Origin of the sequence: Fictibacillus sp. NRS-1165 (assembly GCF_050468105.1) — a bacterium.
GTDB lineage: Bacteria > Bacillota > Bacilli > Bacillales > Fictibacillaceae > Fictibacillus_C > Fictibacillus_C terrinigri.
This window is the reverse complement of the sequence record NZ_JBDPNU010000046.1, coordinates 29,574-49,681: the sequence shown is the minus strand read 5'-3', so window position 1 is coordinate 49,681 and position 20,108 is coordinate 29,574. Positions and strand designations below refer to the sequence as shown.

The following is a 20,108-nucleotide window of genomic DNA, read 5'->3' as shown; positions in this document are numbered from 1 at the left end:
TTGTAGAAAGGGACAAGTATCATTATTTTTAAAAATGGACGGGTTCATCCCCTTCACAATTTCATGTTTGAAATGGAAAAAGCTGCCTTATTGGCAGCTGACGAATATTTAAAAATCATTCTTTCTATTGACTAAGCACTTCGACTGTAAACCCTCCTGGTGCATCCACATAAAAGGTATAGCCATGTAACTGTTGAGGAGGCTTTACATCGAATCCATCCTCTTTTAACCGTTGATTGATTTGGTCCACTGATTCTTTATTTTCCTGGGCGAATCCAATGTGAAACGTTTTTGGATACTGAACGTCGTTCCCCTTCATTAAGGTAAATACGAAACCATCGTCATCAAACAAGACCGCAAATCCATTCCCACGGCTTGCTCTACATGTTAGACCGAAATATTTTTCTAAAAAACCCCGTGCAGCTGAGACATCCGTAACCGTTAGATTAAGGTGATTAAGTTTCATTCTTCCACCCTTTCTTCATTTGGTTTGATCAACTCTTCAAAATTATAATAGATGAAAGAGAAGCATGATCACAAATCGTACGCTCTTGTGAAAATATTTTGAACTGTTTTAAGATCATTCCTTAACTTTTAGCCTATGGCCATCCAATGGACTGATCAGATAAAGGCTTGTATTGAGCAGCATAAGGGAATACTACTATCGACACTGAACTTGATGGAGGTTTTTAAATGAGTGTAAAAAGGATCCAATTCTTGGATGAAACGGCCTATGCGATCGAAAACGAAGAAATAAAGGCGATTGTCCTCCCTTCCCAAGGATGCAATCTGATTTCAATTCTTGATAAAAAGACAAACACTGAAATACTCAGAACACCAAAAACCAGAGCGGAATACGAAACGAGAAGGATGGTGTTCGGGACACCTGTACTGTTCCCCCCAAACCGAATTGAAGATGCTGTGTTTGACTATAACGGCAGGAAATACGAGTTGGAGATGAATCGGCCGAAAGAGAATGTTCATATCCATGGGTTTGTTCATGATAAAGAATGGAGCGTTCTTGAGATCGATGAGAACCTTCCAAAATTGAAAACACAGCTCCGATCGGTTGAACATCCGGACATCCTCAATCAATTCCCTCACGATTTTTCGATCACGATGACGATTGAGATTGAGGGAAACGAAGTAATACAAACCACTGAAATCACAAATAACGGCGACTCCCCTATGCCCTGTGGAATCGGCTATCATACAACGTTTCAATTCCCCCGTGAAGCCAAATTATTTATTGATGTAAAAGAAAAATGGCTGCTAAATGAGCGCCATCTTCCTACAGGGGAGTTGGAAAGTGCCGCAAACAAAAAAGATCTTTCAGAAGGAACCTCCCTGTCTGGGGTGGCGATGGACGATGTTTTCTTAATGACCGAAAACAAGTCGGCTGCTATTGAACTCCCCGGCCAAGGCATCAAAATCTTCTACTCTCTTTCTGATGGATTTACCCAATGGGTGTTATTCACAGCGAGCGGCAAGGAAAACCTGCTTGCCGTTGAACCGTATTCCTGGGTCACCAATGCACCGAATTTGAAGGAGCTTCCAAGAGATTTAACGGGTTTGGACGACATTAAACCGAAGGACAAAAAAGAATATACCTCCAGATTTAAAATCGAACATAACTGATGACACTCAAGGGAGTTCTTCAAATAAAGAAGAGCTCCCGTTTATTTTGATTAATTTAATAAGAAAAGCTGCCTGTCATGGCAGCTGGATGGTAAGCAGCACCGCCCCCTCTATCTCCAAGATAAAAGAGTATCCATAATGCTTTTTTTAAATGCTTCATAATTAAAATGAGTAGCCACACTATGTATTTTGAACTCTGGGTTTACTGTAAAACGCAAATCGGCAATGCTTTGTCCAAACCCATCCCCTCTATCTGGAATTACTTTTATAGGAATTCTTGTAATGCTAACAAAATTAGGATTTAACAGATACCAAATTGTCATAAAATCATGCATAGGACTTCCTTTTATGCCCGGATTGGATTTCGAGTAAAAATGGTAATAGTAGTCCAACATCGGTTTAATTATGAGTCCGACGGGATCCTTCGTGTTTTGGTGAAATCGGTGAATGGTTTGAACCATTTCGGGAGTAACAAGTGCATACTGAGTGATGTTTAAAGGGATAAGCGTCAAATTTTTTGCATGTTGCAAGACCAGGTTCGCTGCATAAGGATCAGAGTGAAAATTGGCTTCAGCTACCGCGGTTACATTTCCAGGAACAAAGAATGCTCCTCCCATGCAAATATATTCCTTAACGTTTCTCATCTTTTCTAAATTTAGTACCAATGCGGTTGCCAATGAAGATAGTCTTCCAAGGTTGATGATTGTTAGATCCTCTATATTCGCATCAATTAACGGATAGATATCATTAAAAGGGAATACAGGATAAGGTATATCGGGAGGCGTGATTGGTCCTAACCCCATTTTTCCGTGTACTTCAGGAAAATACTGTACCGAAATACCCGTTAAAGGGCCGGAAGCACCAAGAAATACGGGTACTTTTTCTTGTCCCATAATAAACTTTATATAATTAATATTCCTAATAACATCCACTCTGGATACATTTCCATAGTCAGCTACGATACCTATTATTTGCACTTCTTCTTTACGGAAGAAGGCATATATAAGGGCAAAAGCATCGTCTATTCCCAAATCTGTAAAAAGAAGAACCTTTTTAGGCATACATATTCCTCCATTTCTACAAATGTATATGGCACCAAAGATCATTGATATGACCAAAATGGATATCTTAACTATTGTTGTAAAAACATCGAGAGAGTGATAGTCTTAGAAAACAAGCGTTTTATCTCTTTATAACGGCCGCGATAACCAAGTTCGTAACAACATCTGCAAGATATTCTTTTACTTCTCAAAGCGTTAGTCAGTAGGTATGATTAACGCTTTTTTTCCTCCTGTTTGAATGAAGGATTTTTATTCTGAAATTGTTAGACCATTTTTCTTTTGAACTCTCTCTTTCCGTTTCTTGCCTATAAGAAAAAGCTTTCCATCAAAAAAATATATGGAAAAAGGAATGATTTAATGAATAAGGTTGAATTATTAAGAAACCTGCACAAAGCCAGTCGAGGCAATTTGTTTTCAATAGAGATTCCTAAGGCTACAAAAGAAAATGGAAGAAAGATTGAAGAAATGGTCGGAGAATTACAAACAGAAGGAAAAATCAAACTAAGAGAATGTGTACAGCGTGATTACTCAGTTTATTTACAAGGAATATTGAAGTATGCATCCGAATAATCGGGAGGAAATATGAGATTTTTGATTCTGGCTGGCTTAGTCTATGTTTTTGTTTTTATTCTGAACATGCTTTGGCCGGAGCAAAATATGACTTCCAAACCGATCATCACAGGTCTTTTTACGGTCGGTGCAGTCTACCTTTCCAGCAAATGGTTGACTTCCAAAGATAAGAGCAAAGATGCGTAACCTTTTTTGGGCCTTTATCGGTATAGTCATCGGTGGCTATTTGCTGTTCCATGAAATGAAATTGCATGATACGGGCCATCGCTGTTGTCGAGATCTTCATTGGTTTTTTGTATGTTGTTTGAACCGGGGAAAAAAAGAAAGAAAAACAATAAAAAAGGCACCCGACTGGGGATGCCTTTTCATCTTCTAAAACAATTTATCTTTGTCCGAGTTTCTTGGTGTTGTTCTTGTGCGGCCTCTCAACTCATCTCCCTTATTCGTCTCCCCTTCATCTGGATAAAGTTCTCGGTCTGTATGATCCGTAATATCGGAATTTGACCGGTACGACCGCTCAATGTCATCCACTAAATCAAAATCTCTGTTATCATTTACATTGCTGCCTGCGGTGTAGCCATCTCTGGTATCTTTGACATCAGAAGCTATTCTGAAGGTTCCATAATCCATTCCGGCACTTGCAGGATTAACAGACGTTGAATCATCGGAATGAAGATTGCGGTCTGAATCGACCATCAGCAGAATTTTTCCTGATTCCACTTCTGAAGCATAGGATGCGGCTTCCCGGTCAGGTATTCCGTAATCTGATAATTTTTCTCCCAGGCTGTTCTTGCTTTTCATGTACTCATCATCCAAAAACGCAGCTTTTAATTTGTCCAACAAAGATTCTTTATGAGGTTCTTCCACATTTTCAACCGTTGCACCGGTGATGGTTTCAACGGTGTCCGTATAATGATCATGATTCGTGACTACAGAGATCTCATCTGTATCATACCCTCTTGATTGCAGTTGCTGTACCGCACTTACCGCCGCTTCCTCTGACTCATAAACACCAATTACATGTTTACCCATGAGAATTTCCTCCTCTTGTTAAAATGATTTGCTGTGGATTAAGTACCCGCATGGATGTTTTGTAAACAAAAATAAGCAAACTTTTCGGTTTTTACGATAAAAAAACCTGCCTATCATTTGATAAGCAGGCTTTAACTATTTAATTGAATTGATCATTCCTGCCTAAAATTCGATCCCTTTAATGGCAGGAATTCCTTCATCATAATAATGCTTGACCGGCTGCATCTCCGTCACAAGGTCCGCGATGTCAATGATCTCTTGTTTCGCGTTTCTTCCCGTCAAAATGACGTTCATGCCTGAAGGCCGATTTTTGATACTGTCAACGACCTCATCGAGTGGCAGGACATCATCGACCGGAAACTTCTCGATCGAAAGGGCGTTATTGATTTCGTCGAGGATGATTACATCGTACTGAGTAGAGCACAGCTTTTCCTTTGCCAGCTTCCAAGCGGCCTGGAGCGCTTCGCGGTGCTCTTCAGGTGTTTTCGTCCATGTAAACCCGACACCGGTCTGGATCATTTCGATGCCGATCTTGTCAAACATCAGCTTTTCACCGTATGTGCGGGTTGGTGATTTGATAAATTGAAGGATGAGGACTTTCTTGCCCCTCCCTGCTGCCCGGAGTGCCAGACCGAGAGCCGCCGTTGTTTTTCCTTTTCCATGGCCGGTATACACCAAAGTCATCCCCCGCTGGCTCATGCAAACACATTCACTTTATCGAACCATCTGATTTTCTCCCGCAGCTGAACGACTTCGCCGACGATGATCATGGCCGGATGGGAGATGGCCGCTGCCTCGGCCTCACGCTCAATCGTTGCAAGTGTACCGGTGACCGTCCGCTGGTGTTGGGTAGTCCCCCATTCAATCACGGCCGCAGGAGTATCGGGACTTTTCCCATGACTGACGAGTTCTTTGCAGATGTTCTTCAAGTTCCCGATGCCCATATAAAAAGCAATCGTATCGCTTCCTTCAGCGAGCGCCCGCCAATTGATGAAATCCTGTCCCTTCTCCTTTCGGCCATGGCCGGTGACAATGGTGAACGAACCGGCATGATCCCGGTGAGTGACAGGGATTCCCGCGTAGGCTGGCGCGGCGATGCCTGCCGTTACACCAGGTACAATTTCGAATGGGATATCATGCCCGGCGAGAATTTCCGCTTCTTCCCCCACTCTTCCGAACACACACGGGTCGCCTCCCTTCAAACGGGTAACGGTCTTCCCTTCCATCGCTTTTTCCACTAACAGATCATGGATCTGTTCCTGGATGAGTTCGTGCTTTCCAGGCAATTTTCCGCAATAGATGAGTTCTGCGTCCCGTTTGGCATAGTTCAGCAGTTCTTTATTGATAAGGCGGTCGTAGGCAATGACGTCTGCCTTTTGGATGCATTCCATCCCATATACCGTAATGAGCTTCGGATCCCCTGGACCCGCTCCAACAAGATATACTTTGCCTTTATTCATCTTCCCTTCCTCCTTCCGAGCATAATGCCAGAAAACGCTGCTCTCTTTCTTGGCCGCTCATATCCTGAAACTCTTGATCAAGAATTTGGGTTAAAATGCTTTTCCTTCGTTCTGGCTCTCTAATCACTGACTTCACATGGATACGGCAACGATCCAGAAACTCAAGGTATTCACCAAAGGACTCGTCGTAGCTTGAAGAAAGTTCTTTTGTAATTCTTTTGGCAAGTCCCGGGCTCGCGCCTGAAGTGGAGACAGCAACCGTCAGCTTTCCCTGGCGAAAAAGAGAAGGCAGGATAAAGTTTCCTTTCGTTTGATCATCACTCCGGCACAGCAGCTGCTCTGGATCGGCCGAATCTTGTACTTTTTGATTGACGGCCGGCTCGTTGACAGCCGTAATGACGAGAAACGCCCCATCCGTATCGCTCGGTTCAACATTCTTTTGTTTCCATTGGATCTGCTGATCGGCCGCCCATCGTGAAATCTGTTCTGTAGCGACAGGACTGATCACCGTAATATCCGCATCAGCTTCAAGCAGCCCCCGGATTTTACGTTCAGCGATGATGCCGCCGCCTACGACTATGGCCTTTTTCCCTTGGATGTTCAGCATGATCGGATAGTAATGGCTCATCTACTTCACTCCTTGTCCACTGCTTTCCTGCATCAAGAGCCGTTTATTACTGTAGTCTCTCATGGTTTGATAAATCTTGTCCAGATCCACATGCTCTCGTACATGTTCGGCGAGGAGATCAAAGCTTTCCTCTCGCATGGCGTTGAATCTGACAGGATCCTTCACCTCGTCTAATCCTTTTCGCTTTCTGACAGAATTGAGCAAAGCCGTTCGAAACTCATCGTTATGGAACAATCCATGAAAATAAGTACCGATGATCCGCTCATCTTCACTCTTCGCTCCGTCTGTCTCCCCGTTTGCGGTTTGGATAAAGGAATTCAGACTTTCGGTTGAACGGGAGACTCCCATATGAATCTCATAGCCCTCCAAGTCATAGCATTTCTCACCGTATAGGGCAGTGCCTTTTGAACGAATCGTTGTTTTTTCTGACGACAGCTCTGTATGTATTGGGAGCATCCCAAATCCTTCCGCATTTCCTAATGGGGTTTCCACCTGTTCAGGATCACTCACGCACCGGCCCAGCATCTGATAGCCGCCGCATATTCCTACTGTGGGTATATCGTTATGTTTTATTTTATCAAAAAGTCCGCTGCGTTGGAGAAAAAGCAAGTCCTCGATCGTGTTTTTACTGCCGGGCAGGACGATAAGATCCGGATGCTCCAGCTGATCCCCATGTGTGACGAAGCGGACCGAACAATCAGGCTCCGCAAAGAACGGATCAATATCGGTAAAGTTTGAGATCATCGGATATTGGATAACAGCAATGTCCAGGCTCTTTGTGTCATCCCTTTCCCGTCTGTAACGTTTGAGGACTACCGAATCTTCTGCCTCAATCGTCAAGCCTGGGAGGTACGGAATAACCCCGAGTACAGGCTTTCCACTGTAATTCTCGAACCAGTGAAGGCCCGGCTTCAGCAGGTTGATATCACCGCGGAACTTATTGATGATGACTCCGGCCACCCGTTCCCGGTCCCGATCAGAAAGAAGCTGCAGGGTTCCTACCAAACTTGCAAAAACGCCGCCTTTTTCAATATCACCAACAAGGATGACTGGCGCCTCTGCCATCTGCGCCACACGCATGTTCACCAGTTCCCTGTCATTCAGATTCACTTCAGCGGGACTTCCCGCACCCTCGATGACAATACAATCAAACGATTCATAGAGTGCAGCCAGTGAATCTTTAATCAATTTCAGACCTGTATGAAAAAATGCCTCGCGGTAATGGAAGGCATTCATGTTTTGATAGGGCTTGCCATGGACGACAATCTGTGAATCGTTCTCCCGGCTCGGCTTGATCAGGATCGGGTTCATGTCCGTCGTCGCCTCGACACCTGCTGCTTCTGCCTGGACGCCCTGTGCTCTTCCAATCTCCTTGCCATCGATCGTTATGTAAGAGTTCAGCGCCATGTTCTGTGACTTGAATGGTGCTGTCTGAAGCCCAGCCTGAGCAAAAATACGGCAAAAGGCGGTGGTGATCACGCTCTTTCCTGCATCAGAATGCGTACCTTGAATCATGAGGGAAAGAGGTTGTTTACACATACTGTTTCCGCTCCAGACATTGCTTTATCCAGTTTTGCGCCATTTGCGGAAAGGAGGCAAAATGGAAATGAGTGTATCCTGCGATCAGATTGCCCATCATGCAGCCTTCATCCTTGCTTCCTCTCATGCCTTTCGTCTTGTAGGCATACGGGACGTCCTGATCGGAGTGATACGTGGAATAGTGAAACTCATGGCCTTTTGCTGTTTGGCCGTCCTCCAACAGAAAGTTTCCCGGTTTCCCGGTGATCTCCCTGTAGCCGAGAGCCGCCCTCTTGTTTTGCATAACCACTCTTCCAGGTATGATCCCAGCCATCGGGTAGCACTTTCCGTCTGTTGTTTGAAGCTCCTCCGTCAGATACATGAATCCGCCGCACTCCGCCAATGTCGGAAGGCCAGCCGCAATCGCCTCTTTTACGGATTGTTTTACTTCTTTATTTCCCGCTAATTCCTTAGCGAACTCCTCGGGAAAGCCTCCGCCAAGATAAAGCGCTTCCGCATCTGCCGGCACCTTTTCTCCATTAAGGGGGGAGAAGAACTGAACCTTTGCCCCGTATGATTCGAGCAGTTCGAGGTTCTCCTGATAGTAGAAGTTAAAGGCAGCATCCTTTGCCACCGCGAGTTTTATTGAAGGATTCTCTCGTTTTTGAAAGATGGAAGGTTCGATTCCTCCATCCATCACTGACGTTTCCGCCAGCTCCATCAGGCGGTCCAAATCGATCGTTTGTTCAATGAGCGTTCCCAGTTTTTCAAAGAACGAATCCAAATCCCCTCGCTCGATGGATGGGATGAGGCCGAGGTGCCGTTCCGGTATGTTTAAGTCGTCATTCCTTTCCAGATAGCCGATGACCGGGACACCGCATTCTTGTTCGATGGCCGTTTTCACCAGCTTGTAATGTCCCTTGGAACCCACTCGGTTTGCGATGACTCCAGCGATATTCACCTCTTCAGAAAGACTTTGAAAACCTTTGACGATGGCAGCAGCGCTTCTCGCCATACTGGCACAGTTGACGACGAGCAGGACTGGACTTTGCGTGATCACACTGATTTCTGCCGTGCTCCCCGCGTCCGATCTCGGGTCCTTTCCATCATAAAAGCCCATGACCCCCTCGATGATGGAGAGATCAGCACCGGCACTCCCTCTTCGGGCAATCTCCTTTACTGCCTCATCTTTCATCATCCAGCTGTCCAGGTTTCTCGAAGTCCTCCCGGTTACCGCTGAATGGTAGGTGGGATCAATATAATCCGGGCCGCATTTAAAGCCCTGAACGGTGTATCCCCTGCTTTGCAATGCACTCATGAGCCCGATTGTAAGCGTTGTCTTCCCGACACCGCTTCCGGTTCCAGCGATCATAATTCTTCTCTCACTCATCCTGTTCACCTCCTGTTTGCTTATTGATATGGAATGACGGCCACGGATATGGTCACGTTGCCTGACTTCTTTTTCACCAATTCAAGAGAGCTCGCACCACTGGCCAGACGGGCCGCCGGTTCACTTACGCCGTAAGCACCCGTATACTTATGAACGGTTTCAGACGGATCGGAAATTTCAATCGCATTCAGCTCATCGGGTGTATAACAGACAAAGCTCCAATTATTTTTCTCAACCGTCTCCAATACCCCCTCTTCGTCCTTCTTCAGATCGATCGTTGCAATCCCTTTTACACTTTTCACAGAAAGATTCAGTTCATCCAGCGTTTCCTGAATGACAGACTGTATTTCTTCCGCAGCTGTTCCGCGGTTGCAACCCATGCCGAGAATGATGACTTTCGGGCGGTAGAGCACTCCGTTGTCCAATATCCTTTTTTCCTCTTCCTTTAGGTGGCGGTGTGTGATGACCAGGGCGGCATCCGGCTGATGCTGAAGTGCTTCAGCGATGGATGGGTACGGCCTGATGTTGGCCGGAAGCGGGCGGTCATGCTCCCACCAGCCCTTTTCTCCGGATTCCTGAATGACAGCAACGTGTTCTTCGTTCACAACCGATGCTGACACGGGTGTAAGTTTCTCTGCTGAATCCCACACCCAGCCGAAGCGTTTGCCGAACAGATCGACCGGAATCGTCTTTTGTACATCCGAAGCAGTCGTGATGACCGGCTCAGCTCCAATTAATGCTGCGATTTCCTTTGTCAGCTCGTTAGCCCCGCCAAGGTGACCGGATAGGACCGAAATGGCAAACTGCCCTTTATCATCCAGCACGACGATGCCGGGATCGGTCTTTTTGTCCTTTAACAGCGGTGCTATCATCCGGACGACCGCCCCCAGGGATATAACGAGTACTATGCCTTTATAGTTTTTAAAGAGAGAGGGCAGAAGCAGGCGGACACTGCCTTCAAACATCTGGATGTTCTTCTCCTGTTCATCCCCCTTTTCGAATTTCTTCATATAGTACAGATCAGACGACTGAAAGAGGCCTTGCAGCCTCCGTGCCAGTGCCACACCATGCTTTGTAATGGCGACGAGCGCATAATCATTGGCTGTTCGAACCTCGGGCTGGATTCCTTCCTGAAGCACATGATTCATGATGGGACTCCTTTTCGGAAGCCATGGGTAAAGGTCTTGTCATACAGCTTGGAACGGAAATCCTTCTCGTGAATGTTTTCATCCAGCGCCCAGCCGGCCAAAATCATGACCTGTTTTCTCATGCCGTTCTGCTTCAAATCTTCATCCAGGCTCTCAAGCGTCGTTCGTACGATTTTCTGATCCGGCCAGGAAGCTTTATACACGGCAGCGACCGGTGTCTCTTTGCTCCAGCCGGCTTCCAGGAATTCATTCACGATCTTCTTTGTCAGCGTTGCGCTAAGAAACAGACAGATCGTGCAATGATGACTCGCGAGATCTCTGAGCTTCTCCCGCTCCGGCATTTTCGTGCGTCCCTCCGCTCTCGTGAGGATCACCGTCTGTGTCAGATCAGGGATCGTAAGTTCGGCACCGACTGCGGCTGCAGAAGCAAACACTGAGCTGACCCCAGGGATGATCTCCACCTCAATGCCTTTCCGTTTCAACAAAGAGATCTGTTCCAGGGTGGCTCCGTAAACCGCAGGGTCGCCGGTGTGAACCCTTGCTACCTTTTTGCCTTCTTTTACGTATTCGGCCATCTTCCCGACCATCTCTTCCAAGTGCATGCCAGCCGTCTTGATGACTTCTGCATCCTCACTTGCCCTCTCAATGAGCGCCTCGCTCACGAGCGAATCGGCGTACATGACGACATCCGCCTCCTGAAGAGCGTTCAGCCCTTTCACTGTAATGAGGTCCGGATCACCGGGGCCTGCTCCGATAATCGTTATTTTCATTATTTTCTCACCACCATTAATGTTAAGTATTCGAGCTCAGCATGATCGAGCTCATCCATGTTCCAGATCACCTCTTCCTCGGAGGTTACTTTTGTCACAACGGATGCTTTGTCTATCAGATCAAGCTCTCGTAAAATTTTCAGCATGAGCGGCATGACCTTCGCTACTTTTATAAAAAAGATGCAATCATTCTCTACGATCGCTTTTTTCATCGTTTCGTAGTCATCACGAGCCGGAATGATCGCCACATGCTCGTCCCCTTCTGCAAGGGCAAGGCCAAGTGCGGAGGCTGTTCCATTGATGGACGAAATTCCTGGAACAGTTTGAATGGCGACCTCAGGGTGACGCTCTTTCATCATGTTCATCATATGTATGAATGTGCTGTACAGGAGAGGATCTCCTTCTGTGACGAAGGCGACGTCCTTTCCTTCGCTCAGCTTTTCATAGACCGCTTCCACCGTGTTGGACCATTCCCTCTCCAGAATGACAGGGTCCTTCGTCATCGGAAAAACGAGGCCGAGCATCTCTTTTTCTTCCTGCTTCAGAAAAACATCGACAATCTTGTGGGCATAGCTCTTTGTGCCTTTTCTTTTCTTTGGATAAGCGATGACCGGTGATTCCTTCAGCTTTCGGAAGGCTTTTACCGTCAATAGTTCCGGATCACCCGGGCCAACACCAAGGCCATATAACGTTCCAACCATATTAATCTCCTTTTTTCCTTGTGGCTGTAATGATATAAATCGGATTCAATGCATCAAATCTCGTTAAATTTAAGATGGGCTTGCTTCTGGATACTTGGGTAAGCGTGATGGCAGTCTCATAGCTTCTATTCTTGAATCCTTCCACCGCCTGAGCGAGGTTTTCGATCGTTACCGCGTTCAGAACAATTCTTCCGCCAGGCTTGAGGCGGCTGCAGCAAACGTCCAGGATTCCGTCCATGCCTCCGGCTGTTCCCCCAATAAAGACCGCGTCGGGAGCCGGGAATTCGTCCAGCCTCTCGGGTGCCTTTCCTTGGACGACAGTCAGGTCGGCACGGAATTTTTTCATATTTTCATAGCAGTTTTCCAGGTCATGCTCGTTCTTTTCAATGCCAAATACAGCACCTTCACGGGCAATCTTGGCCGCTTCAATCGCTACAGAACCCGTACAGATCCCGATGTCCCACATCGTACTGTCTTCTTTCAGTCCGAGCGCTCCAAGGCTCAATATACGGATTTCTTTTTTGGTGAGCAGGCCTTTTTCCGGCTTCCGCTGAAAAAACTCCTCATCCTCTATGCCAAAACCCCATGTTGGACCTTCTGACCGCTGTTTTAAAATGACGACGTTCAGCGGCGAGCCTTCCCAATCGGCCATTTCCTCCAGTGTGAGACGGGTACAGCGCTCTTCACTCCCACCCAGATTTTCTGCGACAAACGCTGTATACTCTGTCATGCCAAATGATAAAAGATAGTTGGCGATCGCAGCTGGTCTATTCTCCGCATCGGTTAAAAGCGCCACCTTCTTCTTTCCGTCAATGCGCTGGGCCAGCCCCTTCATGCTGCGGCCGTGGACACTCGTGACATAAGCGTCCTGCCAGCTTTCGTTCATCCTGGAGAAAGCGAGCTGAACAGAGCTCATATACGGATGAATCTCCACTTCTGTCTCCTTGGAAAGATAACTGCCGATGCCATAAAAGAGCGGATCTCCTGATGCAAGAACGACCGTCTTCCTCTCTTCCTGCTTCAATCGTTCCGTCATCTGCTTAAGCCCGCCCTTGATGACTGCCTTCTCCCCTTTGTATTCCGGGAAGAAGGACAGCTGGCGCTCCCCGCCCATCAGCAGTTCGCTTTCCTGAATCATCTCCTGATATTTCGGAAGAAGCCCCGCTGCTCCTCCATCACCGATTCCAATGATTTTAATCCTGGCTGTCATGTCGTTCCGCCTTTCCCAAAAAATCTCCTTTTAGCGTATATAAACTGGTGGACACCGTAAGGCCGCCCTTCATCTCTTTCAGTGCGTTGTCACAGCAGCTTGCACAAAGCTCGTCAAAAAAGGAAGTGACACCGTTCGCTGCCATGAGATCACCGACCTGTGATGCCGTGTTTGCCTCCTTTGCCTGCTGAACAAGCTCCTCACTTGCACCGGCTCTTTCAGCAACCGAAGAGAGAAACCCAAAATCGATCGGCGCGCTTTTGGAGTGGACCATCATGACTCCCTGGGCGACCTTCGAGAATTTCCCCATCATCCCGACCATGGATATGTGTTCCATGCCCTGCCTCTTACACTCTTTTAGCGTAAAACCGACAAAGTCTCCCATTTCAATGAATGCTTCTTCTGGTAGTTCCGGATACTCCTTGATTCCGTATTTCTCGCTGCGCCCGCCGGTGGTGATGACCACATGCCGGCAGCCGCTTGCTTTTGCGACTGAGATCGCCTGAACGATACTGGCCTTATAGGCTGCAGATGAAAAGGGAATGACGATGCCTCTTGTGCCAAGAATGGAAATGCCTCCGATGATGCCAAGCCTTCCGTTCAGCGTCTTCTTGGCGATCTCTTCTCCATCCGGTACCGAGATGACGATTTTGATTCCTTTTTCAACACCAAAGGCGTCCAGCACCTCTTTCGCCGTTTCACGGATCATCTTTCTTGGAATTGGATTGATCGCGGCTTCACCGACAGGAACCGGCAGCCCTTCTTTCGTCACTCTTCCCACACCAACTCCGCCGTCGAGTATGATCTCCTTTCCCTCCGTCCAGGACACCTCGGATTTGATGAGCGCCTGATGGGTGGCATCCGGATCATCTCCAGCGTCCTTGACCGTGCCGGCCTCCACTGCTCCCGCTCTCATGAAACAGCTGTCCATCTGAAAGGTGGCAAACTTCTTTACAGGCAGGTAGATCGTCGCTTCGGATTGCGGCTCTCCCGTAATGAGGGCCGTCAGGGCAGCCTTGGTGGCTGCTGTGGCACAAGCCCCCGTCGTATAGCCCTGCCGGAGGTTCTTTTTATCCTTTTCTGCCGTCTTGCTCTTCATGGTTTAGACCTGTTCTGCAAGAAGGGAAATCGCGTTCAATGCGGCAACCGTAACCGTACTGCCGCCTTTGCGTCCAAGGTTCGTAATATAAGGGATATCAAGCTTCGCCAATTCTTCTTTCGATTCTGCCGCTGATACGAAACCGACGGGCAGTCCGATCACCAGACCCGGCTTCGCTTCTCCCTCTTTAACGAGACGAATCAATTCGAGGAGAGCAGTCGGTGCGTTTCCGATGGCAAAAATTCCGCCATCCGCTTCTTTGATCGCTTTACGTATGGATATGATGGCGCGAGTGGTGTTCAGCCTCTTTGCTTCCTCCATTACGTCCGGGTCCGAGATGTAGACCCTCACTTCACCGCCGTATTTTTCAATTCGGGGCTTGCTCACACCGACCTGTACCATCTGCACATCTGCCACCACTTTTTTTCCGTTTCGGATCGCTTGAATGCCCGCCTGGACAGCATCCGGATGAAACAGCATGCTCTTTCCGAGCTCAAAATCGGCAGACGCGTGGATGACACGGCGAACGATAGGATATTGCTCCTCTGTAAAGTGATGCTCTCCAATCTCTTCATCAATCATCTCAAAGCTCCGTCCTTCAATTTGCTGCGGCTGGACGGTCAGCGGTTTAAATTCCGTTTTAAAATCCATCATGCCAATACTCCTCTCCATTCCCGGGAAATATGATTTACGATTTCTTCAAAGTTCGAATAGCGATTCTCATACGTGATCTTCGGCCGTTTAATCATTACGACTTGAATGCCCATTTCCAGAGCTGCTTCTACTTTTTCATCGACGGCTCCCTGTTTGCCGCTTTCCTTCGTCACCATGACGGTAACGTTAAACTGCTGAAACAGCGCCTTGTTGAAATCTCTGGAAAAAGGCCCTTGAATGGCGACGATGTTTTTTTGCTTAAGCCCGAGCTCCTCGCATTTCTCCATGTTGTCTTTTCTCGGCAGCATTCGGGCGATTAAAGTAGTATCCGGAAGATCCAGCAATTTTTCTGTAAACGTTTGAAGCGTCTTGCTTCCGGTCGTCAGCATCACCACTCCGCCAATCCTTGCCGCCTGATCTGCTGCCTCTTCATATGTGTCGGCGAGGAGCAGGTTGTTATCATGATAGCTTTGGGTATCCCGCTCATAGCGGATATAAAGGACCCCTTTTGATTTTGCTCCGGCCATTGCGTTCTTGCTCGCTTCCTCAGCGAACGGATGAGAGGCATCGACCACGGCTGTGATCTTATGTTTTTCAATAAAGGTGCCGAACTCTTCCTGATCCAGCCGTCCGGTATGTACGTCCAGCCCATGTTCTTTAAGCTCGCGAGCGGCATTCTCCGTTACGACCGTAGCAAGAAGCGGATATCCCGCCGCCTTGATGGTTAATGCGAGCTCCCTCGCATCGCTCGTACCTGCGAGAAAAAGGATCATACCTTTTGCTCCTCTCCTGCGTGAGTATGTTCATGATGATGGTGGTGGTGGTGGTGATGCCCATGGCCGTGGTCATGATCGTGGTGATGATGATGATCAATATGCTCCATCGCATCCAAACGGTACTGGCATGTATCACAATTCATCTTCACTTCCCCTTCCAGTACTTCTTCGATGCGGTCTAGAATAATGGTTTGCAGGTTCGGATGAAATCCAAAATATTGGGCGAGCTGGAAAGTATGCGCTGGATATTGTTCCTGAAAATCATCCACCAATTTCTCCAGACGGTTGATCAGGATTCCGGTGAATAAGAAATACGGAAGTATGATGACCTTTTTCGCACCAAGCTTGATGCAGCGCTCCACCCCTTCCGCAATGAGCGGATCAGTCACACCCATGAACGCCGGCTCGATGATCTTGTAATTCAGCTTCTCCCACAGTAGCCTTGTGATTTTATACAGATCGCTGTTGGCATCAGGATCACTGCCTCCGCGGCCCAGCAGGATCACGGCCGTATCTTCCTCGGGAGCGTCCGTGTTTTCTCCAATCTCTTCCAAACGGCAGTTCAGGATATCCAGTGCCGCTTCATGGATGCCAATCGGCCTTCCATACGTGAAATTCACATGCGGATAACTTTCTTTCGCTTCATCAATCGCAGCTGGAATATGGATTTTGGAATGTCCCGCTGGGAGCAGCATGATCGGAACAACTGCAACTGAGGTCGCTCCCTTTTTGACACACGCCTCGATTCCCTGGTGAATGTTTGGGCTCTCAAATTCCAGGAAGCATGTTTCTACGAGCACCTCATGGTTTACCATTGGCTTAATCCCTTCGATAAATGCCCGCACCTGATCGTTTCCTTCTGCATCACGGCTTCCGTGGCCTACCATTAAGATTGCGTTCATTGTTTTCCTCCTCAATCCCCGCATGGCGCAGGTTCCAGTTCGATGACCGGGGCCATGTCTCTATGTTTGAATCCGCCTACCTGTTGTACGCGTTTAAAGAACTTGAAGAACCGTTCATTCGGATGGCCTTTTTCCTCGTATTCCTGAATGATGGACGTTACGATGCCGACGAGCTTCTCCGGCTCAATTCCTTCCATCACCGGCTGAGCGGAATGGGCTGTCCGGCTCAGAGGCTTGCCTCCCAAGAACAGATCGAATTTCCCTTTGCGGAACACGATGCCGATGTCTTCCTGAACACCCCCATAGCAAGCCATACCGCATCCGTTAAAGCCGAGCTTCAGTTCTTTAGGAAGCGGCATTCCTCCAAGCTCGTCCTGCAGCTGCTCCACATAAGGAATGGAATCATATTTTTCACCGTCACAAAAATCACACGCTTTAATCTGCAGAACATCACCTGCCGGCAGCAGCAGAAATCCTTCGGCCTCCAGCTGTTCGGTCACCTGTTCCGGCTTGTCCGTCGACAGCTGTACCTTGATCAGATGGTGGGGGGTATATTCCATCTCCCCATGTTCGCCTACGACTTCGGCCAATGTCATCAGCTGCTTGGCCGTAAACTTCTTGTTCACGAGGCCCGGACTCACTCCAAATTCCAGGATGGATTCCACACCGGATGGAACAGGAGATTCTTCTTTTTGCGGTTCCGCTTGATTACCAGACGACAAAGCGAGCGCTTCTGTCGCCAACTCGAGAGCAGAGGCCTTCTGAGTCTCTTTTTCTGGCTGATGTTCTTTCTCCGGTTCCTCGTCCTGCAGCGCCCATGGTTCATTCTCTTTTCGAAGGCGCTCATGCGGTTTCAGCCGCTGTTTTTCTGTGTTCAGTGTGTATTTCCGTTGATAGCCCCTTGGCGTGATCAGTTTATTGCTGTCATACAAAAAGGTCTGTGAGTTGCCAACGATGACCGTTGTCAGCATGCCGATCTCGTGATCAAGCATCTCTCTTAAGTTAGTGATGACAACGTCCTCCCTGTCCCGGTATGCGCTTTTCACCAGCCCAACCGGTGTATCCGGTGAACGATGCTTCAGCAGGATGGTTTGAGCTTCTACGATCTGCCTCGTACGGCGTCCGCTTTTTGGATTGTAGAAGGCAATGACAAAATCAGCCTGTGCCGCTGCCTCAATCCTCTTTTCGATTAATTTCCACGGCGTTAGATGGTCGCTTAAGCTAATCGTACAAGCATCATGCATAACGGGTGCGCCGAGCAGTGACGCGCAGGAGTTAATCGCAGAAATGCCTGGAATGACTTCAACCTCTACTCCGGTTTCTTCTTTCCAGCCTTTTTCAACAAGCACCTCATAGACGAGGCCGCTCATACCGTAAACTCCCGCATCACCACTGGAAATTACAGCGACCTTCTTCCCTTCTTCCGCCAGTTTGACCGCAGCCTGCGCCCGGCTGACTTCCTCTGACATTCCGGTGCTGATCACCTTTTGATCCGTGATTAACCCCTGGATCAGTTCCACATAGGTCTTGTAGCCAACAATGCAGTCACTTTCCTGAATTGCCTGCTTCGCCCGCTCCGTAATATGGTCATAGCTTCCTGGACCGAATCCGATGATCAAGAGTTTCCCTTTCAATTTAAAATCCTCCTTTGAGCAGTTCAGCCATCATATAGACCCCAAGGCCTACACTGTAAAAACCGGTTATACAGCCTAATACAATGTAAAATCCTTTCTTTATGCTCGCCTTCATAAATCCCCACGTGAACAGAAACGTTACACAGATCGTTGAGAACAGCAGTCCGACAACAAACAATACGAGCTGAGCCGTTGCACCGGAAACACTCCCAAATCCGGCTGCATGTGAGACAACAGCGATCTGTGTCGGGCTTTCTACACCGATTCCATGGATGATTCCAATAATAAAAGCTCCGATGATGCCAAACTTCGTCAGGCTGGAATCCTCTTTGTTTTGGGAGCCTGTGACCTTTCTTATGTATTGCATGACAATTTCCAGTCTGCTTTTATATTTATAGTCCTGCTTGCTTTGGAAGATGGACAGCAGGATGATGGCACCCAGCACGATTAAGGTGACACTGACCGAGAGTTCCAAATAGCTTTGAGCACTGGCTGGCATCTTCGCTCCCACATAGATCGAAAGAAGGCCGATAAAAAAGACGATGGCCCCATGGCCAAGAGCGTACATGATTCCCAGGGACAGCTGCCGTCTCCGTTTCTTTTCACTGCCGACCATATCTGCAATGGCTGCGACATGATCCCCATCCAATCCATGACGCATGCCTATGAAGATCGCAAGCATGGCAAAAGTGATAAGTTCCATCAGCGGACAGCCTCCTTTTTTTCTCCCTTTTGAATCCCTTTGGTCAAGCCATTTTCTTCTGTCAGGGAGAATCCGTTCTCACCGTACTCGTAAATGAGGAGCTCTTTCACCTTTTCTCCTTTTAACAAATGGCCTTTTACCATTTCTCGGGCGGCATGTTCATCCGGCATTTTATACCATGCTCCCTCCGGATAGACGATCGCAACACAGGCGTCCTTGCACCGGCCATTACATCGTGTTCTTGTCGTATGCACCAAAGCATCGAGATCCTGCTTCTTAATTTCGTCCCTGATTGCCTGAGTGACTTCCTCGCCGCCTTTCCGCATACAGCTGGATCCGTTGCAGATCAATACGTGGCTCATCGTTCCATTTAAGTTCCAAGTCGTCATCAGATCACTTCCTCTTGATTTTTTTTGCACGCAAAAAAGGGCGACTCTATATGTCAGCCCCCTAATAAAATACCGTTTCATCATAAAACGGTAACGGAAGGTTAGTAGACAAATAGGTCACCCTATATCGAATCATGCCAAATCATTCAATCCATGATTTCCATTGCATGTTAACACATCATCCTCCCTCCGAGAATCGTATTACTCATTTAAAAGCAGGTCTCCTGGCTCGCATATCAACTGATTCCTGTTTCCTTCCCAGCCTTTTGGCCAGTGGTTCATTACAAGATCATCCATGCTTACAGTAGCGGGGGCTGCACCGGACTCGCACCGGTTTCCCTATTATCTCAATGTAAACTTGAGCACTCTTAAACTTCTATTCAGTTATAAATCCCGTTGCCATTAAACCTACTATACTTTCACGATATTCACAATAGTTTTTTATTTTGGGCATAAAACTTAATCGACAAATTTCTCAATAGATGGGGCCGCCGCCGACTTCATATAAGTAGTTCAAGCATACTCCCACAATCAGTAATCCAACCGCTCCAATAGCCAAATACATGAATAAGAGAAGGATCCCGTTATCTTGAGAAACGATCTTCTGAAACACCTTTGCACTTCTAAGCTGTGCACGTACCCAAAGCATAACGCCAAAACCAATGATTGCGCCAATGACAGAAAAGATCTCGAGCATTGTGGTTTCCCCTTTTCCTTAGTACCTTAATTTATGCAGGAAAAAAGGAAAAAGGAACAACCCGCGTTCAATCCAAAGATCTCTATAATCCGCCCAGCCAAGCGTATTTAGCGCAACACCCCTTAGAG

Annotated in this window: 23 protein-coding genes and 1 riboswitch; of the genes, 3 read left to right on the top strand and 20 right to left on the bottom strand. The window is 47.5% G+C overall.

The window, feature by feature from the left end:
- Positions 1-124 precede the first annotated feature (124 nt).
- Positions 125-466, bottom strand: a complete 342-nt coding sequence (locus tag ABHN01_RS19805; protein WP_429876944.1) for a VOC family protein — start codon at positions 464-466, stop codon at positions 125-127.
- A 227-nt stretch (positions 467-693) separates the two neighbouring features.
- On the opposite strand from ABHN01_RS19805, the gene ABHN01_RS19800 reads away from it, so the two are divergent.
- Positions 694-1,638, top strand: coding sequence for an aldose 1-epimerase (locus ABHN01_RS19800; RefSeq protein ID WP_429876943.1), 945 nt, complete (start codon positions 694-696; stop codon positions 1,636-1,638).
- A gap of 110 nt (positions 1,639-1,748) precedes the next feature.
- On the opposite strand, the gene ABHN01_RS19795 is transcribed toward ABHN01_RS19800, so the two are convergent.
- Positions 1,749-2,699 (bottom strand): nucleoside hydrolase, encoded by a 951-nt coding sequence (locus tag ABHN01_RS19795; RefSeq protein ID WP_429876942.1) that lies wholly within the window; start codon positions 2,697-2,699, stop codon positions 1,749-1,751.
- A 357-nt stretch (positions 2,700-3,056) separates the two neighbouring features.
- Between ABHN01_RS19795 and ABHN01_RS19790 the strand changes: the two genes are divergently transcribed.
- Together ABHN01_RS19790 and ABHN01_RS19785 are read left to right on the top strand one after the other, a co-directional pair.
- Positions 3,057-3,269, top strand: a complete 213-nt coding sequence (locus tag ABHN01_RS19790) for a hypothetical protein (protein WP_290400188.1) — start codon at positions 3,057-3,059, stop codon at positions 3,267-3,269.
- Between the two features lie 12 nt (positions 3,270-3,281).
- Positions 3,282-3,455, top strand: a complete 174-nt coding sequence (locus ABHN01_RS19785; protein ID WP_429876941.1) for a hypothetical protein — start codon at positions 3,282-3,284, stop codon at positions 3,453-3,455.
- A gap of 186 nt (positions 3,456-3,641) precedes the next feature.
- Here the strand turns inward: ABHN01_RS19785 and ABHN01_RS19780 are convergent, their stop codons facing one another.
- The 18 genes from ABHN01_RS19780 to ABHN01_RS19695 form a co-directional block, all read right to left on the bottom strand.
- Entirely contained in the window at positions 3,642-4,301 is a 660-nt protein-coding gene (locus ABHN01_RS19780; protein ID WP_429876940.1) for a general stress protein, read from the bottom strand.
- A gap of 162 nt (positions 4,302-4,463) precedes the next feature.
- Complete coding sequence (gene cobO / locus ABHN01_RS19775; protein WP_290400191.1) at positions 4,464-5,000, bottom strand: cob(I)yrinic acid a,c-diamide adenosyltransferase; 537 nt, start codon at positions 4,998-5,000, stop codon at positions 4,464-4,466.
- Positions 4,997-5,761, bottom strand: coding sequence for a uroporphyrinogen-III C-methyltransferase (gene cobA, locus ABHN01_RS19770; RefSeq protein WP_429876939.1), 765 nt, complete (start codon positions 5,759-5,761; stop codon positions 4,997-4,999). The genes cobO and cobA overlap by 4 nt, the downstream gene beginning before the upstream one ends.
- Positions 5,754-6,389 (bottom strand): NAD(P)-binding protein, encoded by a 636-nt coding sequence (locus ABHN01_RS19765; protein ID WP_429876938.1) that lies wholly within the window; start codon positions 6,387-6,389, stop codon positions 5,754-5,756. The genes cobA and ABHN01_RS19765 overlap by 8 nt, the downstream gene beginning before the upstream one ends.
- Positions 6,390-7,928 carry a cobyric acid synthase gene (locus tag ABHN01_RS19760; protein WP_429876937.1) on the bottom strand — a complete coding sequence of 513 codons (1,539 nt, stop codon included), beginning with the start codon at positions 7,926-7,928 and terminating at the stop codon, positions 6,390-6,392.
- Positions 7,921-9,297, bottom strand: a complete 1,377-nt coding sequence (locus ABHN01_RS19755) for a cobyrinate a,c-diamide synthase (protein ID WP_429876936.1) — start codon at positions 9,295-9,297, stop codon at positions 7,921-7,923. The genes ABHN01_RS19760 and ABHN01_RS19755 overlap by 8 nt, the downstream gene beginning before the upstream one ends.
- Positions 9,298-9,317: 20 nt before the next feature.
- Entirely contained in the window at positions 9,318-10,445 is a 1,128-nt protein-coding gene (locus ABHN01_RS19750; protein ID WP_429876935.1) for a cobalt-precorrin 5A hydrolase, read from the bottom strand.
- Positions 10,442-11,215 (bottom strand): precorrin-4 C(11)-methyltransferase, encoded by a 774-nt coding sequence (cobM, locus tag ABHN01_RS19745; RefSeq protein WP_290400197.1) that lies wholly within the window; start codon positions 11,213-11,215, stop codon positions 10,442-10,444. The genes ABHN01_RS19750 and cobM overlap by 4 nt, the downstream gene beginning before the upstream one ends.
- Entirely contained in the window at positions 11,215-11,916 is a 702-nt protein-coding gene (gene cobI, locus ABHN01_RS19740; protein ID WP_429876934.1) for a precorrin-2 C(20)-methyltransferase, read from the bottom strand. Before cobI ends, cobM begins: the two co-directional genes overlap by 1 nt.
- Before the next feature lies 1 nt (position 11,917).
- Positions 11,918-13,126, bottom strand: a complete 1,209-nt coding sequence (cbiE, locus tag ABHN01_RS19735; RefSeq protein WP_429876933.1) for a precorrin-6y C5,15-methyltransferase (decarboxylating) subunit CbiE — start codon at positions 13,124-13,126, stop codon at positions 11,918-11,920.
- Positions 13,110-14,225, bottom strand: a complete 1,116-nt coding sequence (locus ABHN01_RS19730; protein WP_429876932.1) for a cobalt-precorrin-5B (C(1))-methyltransferase — start codon at positions 14,223-14,225, stop codon at positions 13,110-13,112. The genes cbiE and ABHN01_RS19730 overlap by 17 nt, the downstream gene beginning before the upstream one ends.
- A gap of 3 nt (positions 14,226-14,228) precedes the next feature.
- Entirely contained in the window at positions 14,229-14,876 is a 648-nt protein-coding gene (locus ABHN01_RS19725; protein WP_290400459.1) for a precorrin-8X methylmutase, read from the bottom strand.
- On the bottom strand, positions 14,876-15,652 hold the full coding sequence (gene cobK, locus ABHN01_RS19720; protein ID WP_429876931.1) for a precorrin-6A reductase: 777 nt from the start codon (positions 15,650-15,652) through the stop codon (positions 14,876-14,878). The genes ABHN01_RS19725 and cobK overlap by 1 nt, the downstream gene beginning before the upstream one ends.
- The gene (locus ABHN01_RS19715; protein ID WP_429876930.1) at positions 15,649-16,557 is read right to left on the bottom strand and encodes a sirohydrochlorin chelatase; all 909 of its coding nucleotides are present in this window, start codon (positions 16,555-16,557) and stop codon (positions 15,649-15,651) included. Before ABHN01_RS19715 ends, cobK begins: the two co-directional genes overlap by 4 nt.
- An 11-nt stretch (positions 16,558-16,568) precedes the next feature.
- Positions 16,569-18,191: a precorrin-3B C(17)-methyltransferase gene (gene cobJ, locus ABHN01_RS19710; RefSeq protein WP_429876929.1), complete on the bottom strand. Its 1,623-nt coding sequence runs from the start codon at positions 18,189-18,191 to the stop codon at positions 16,569-16,571.
- Position 18,192: 1 nt separating this feature from the next.
- Positions 18,193-18,894, bottom strand: a complete 702-nt coding sequence (locus ABHN01_RS19705) for a High-affinity nickel-transporter (RefSeq protein ID WP_429876928.1) — start codon at positions 18,892-18,894, stop codon at positions 18,193-18,195.
- Positions 18,894-19,283: a (2Fe-2S) ferredoxin domain-containing protein gene (locus ABHN01_RS19700; RefSeq protein ID WP_429876927.1), complete on the bottom strand. Its 390-nt coding sequence runs from the start codon at positions 19,281-19,283 to the stop codon at positions 18,894-18,896. Before ABHN01_RS19700 ends, ABHN01_RS19705 begins: the two co-directional genes overlap by 1 nt.
- Before the next feature lie 197 nt (positions 19,284-19,480).
- Positions 19,481-19,668: riboswitch (cobalamin riboswitch) on the bottom strand.
- A gap of 90 nt (positions 19,669-19,758) precedes the next feature.
- Positions 19,759-19,980: a hypothetical protein gene (locus tag ABHN01_RS19695; protein ID WP_290400206.1), complete on the bottom strand. Its 222-nt coding sequence runs from the start codon at positions 19,978-19,980 to the stop codon at positions 19,759-19,761.
- Positions 19,981-20,108 lie beyond the last annotated feature (128 nt).

What these genes read in the sequence shown, in the direction of transcription:
- ABHN01_RS19730 (WP_429876932.1), bottom strand. Translation starts at nt 14,225, where the DNA reads ATGAAGAGCAAGACGGCAGAAAAGGATAAAAAGAACCTCCGGCAGGGC.
- ABHN01_RS19765 (WP_429876938.1), bottom strand. Translation starts at nt 6,389, where the DNA reads ATGAGCCATTACTATCCGATCATGCTGAACATCCAAGGGAAAAAGGCC.
- ABHN01_RS19780 (WP_429876940.1), bottom strand. Translation starts at nt 4,301, where the DNA reads ATGGGTAAACATGTAATTGGTGTTTATGAGTCAGAGGAAGCGGCGGTA.
- ABHN01_RS19750 (WP_429876935.1), bottom strand. Translation starts at nt 10,445, where the DNA reads ATGAATCATGTGCTTCAGGAAGGAATCCAGCCCGAGGTTCGAACAGCC.
- ABHN01_RS19725 (WP_290400459.1), bottom strand. Translation starts at nt 14,876, where the DNA reads ATGGATTTTAAAACGGAATTTAAACCGCTGACCGTCCAGCCGCAGCAA.
- cobO (WP_290400191.1), bottom strand. Translation starts at nt 5,000, where the DNA reads ATGAGCCAGCGGGGGATGACTTTGGTGTATACCGGCCATGGAAAAGGA.
- ABHN01_RS19785 (WP_429876941.1), top strand. Translation starts at nt 3,282, where the DNA reads ATGAGATTTTTGATTCTGGCTGGCTTAGTCTATGTTTTTGTTTTTATT.
- ABHN01_RS19800 (WP_429876943.1), top strand. Translation starts at nt 694, where the DNA reads ATGAGTGTAAAAAGGATCCAATTCTTGGATGAAACGGCCTATGCGATC.
- cobI (WP_429876934.1), bottom strand. Translation starts at nt 11,916, where the DNA reads ATGGTTGGAACGTTATATGGCCTTGGTGTTGGCCCGGGTGATCCGGAA.
- cobA (WP_429876939.1), bottom strand. Translation starts at nt 5,761, where the DNA reads ATGAATAAAGGCAAAGTATATCTTGTTGGAGCGGGTCCAGGGGATCCG.
- ABHN01_RS19695 (WP_290400206.1), bottom strand. Translation starts at nt 19,980, where the DNA reads ATGCTCGAGATCTTTTCTGTCATTGGCGCAATCATTGGTTTTGGCGTT.
- ABHN01_RS19700 (WP_429876927.1), bottom strand. Translation starts at nt 19,283, where the DNA reads ATGACGACTTGGAACTTAAATGGAACGATGAGCCACGTATTGATCTGC.
- ABHN01_RS19805 (WP_429876944.1), bottom strand. Translation starts at nt 466, where the DNA reads ATGAAACTTAATCACCTTAATCTAACGGTTACGGATGTCTCAGCTGCA.
- cobM (WP_290400197.1), bottom strand. Translation starts at nt 11,215, where the DNA reads ATGAAAATAACGATTATCGGAGCAGGCCCCGGTGATCCGGACCTCATT.
- cobK (WP_429876931.1), bottom strand. Translation starts at nt 15,652, where the DNA reads ATGATCCTTTTTCTCGCAGGTACGAGCGATGCGAGGGAGCTCGCATTA.
- ABHN01_RS19790 (WP_290400188.1), top strand. Translation starts at nt 3,057, where the DNA reads ATGAATAAGGTTGAATTATTAAGAAACCTGCACAAAGCCAGTCGAGGC.
- ABHN01_RS19705 (WP_429876928.1), bottom strand. Translation starts at nt 18,894, where the DNA reads ATGGAACTTATCACTTTTGCCATGCTTGCGATCTTCATAGGCATGCGT.
- ABHN01_RS19795 (WP_429876942.1), bottom strand. Translation starts at nt 2,699, where the DNA reads ATGCCTAAAAAGGTTCTTCTTTTTACAGATTTGGGAATAGACGATGCT.
- ABHN01_RS19715 (WP_429876930.1), bottom strand. Translation starts at nt 16,557, where the DNA reads ATGAACGCAATCTTAATGGTAGGCCACGGAAGCCGTGATGCAGAAGGA.
- cbiE (WP_429876933.1), bottom strand. Translation starts at nt 13,126, where the DNA reads ATGACAGCCAGGATTAAAATCATTGGAATCGGTGATGGAGGAGCAGCG.
- ABHN01_RS19755 (WP_429876936.1), bottom strand. Translation starts at nt 9,297, where the DNA reads ATGAGTGAGAGAAGAATTATGATCGCTGGAACCGGAAGCGGTGTCGGG.
- ABHN01_RS19760 (WP_429876937.1), bottom strand. Translation starts at nt 7,928, where the DNA reads ATGTGTAAACAACCTCTTTCCCTCATGATTCAAGGTACGCATTCTGAT.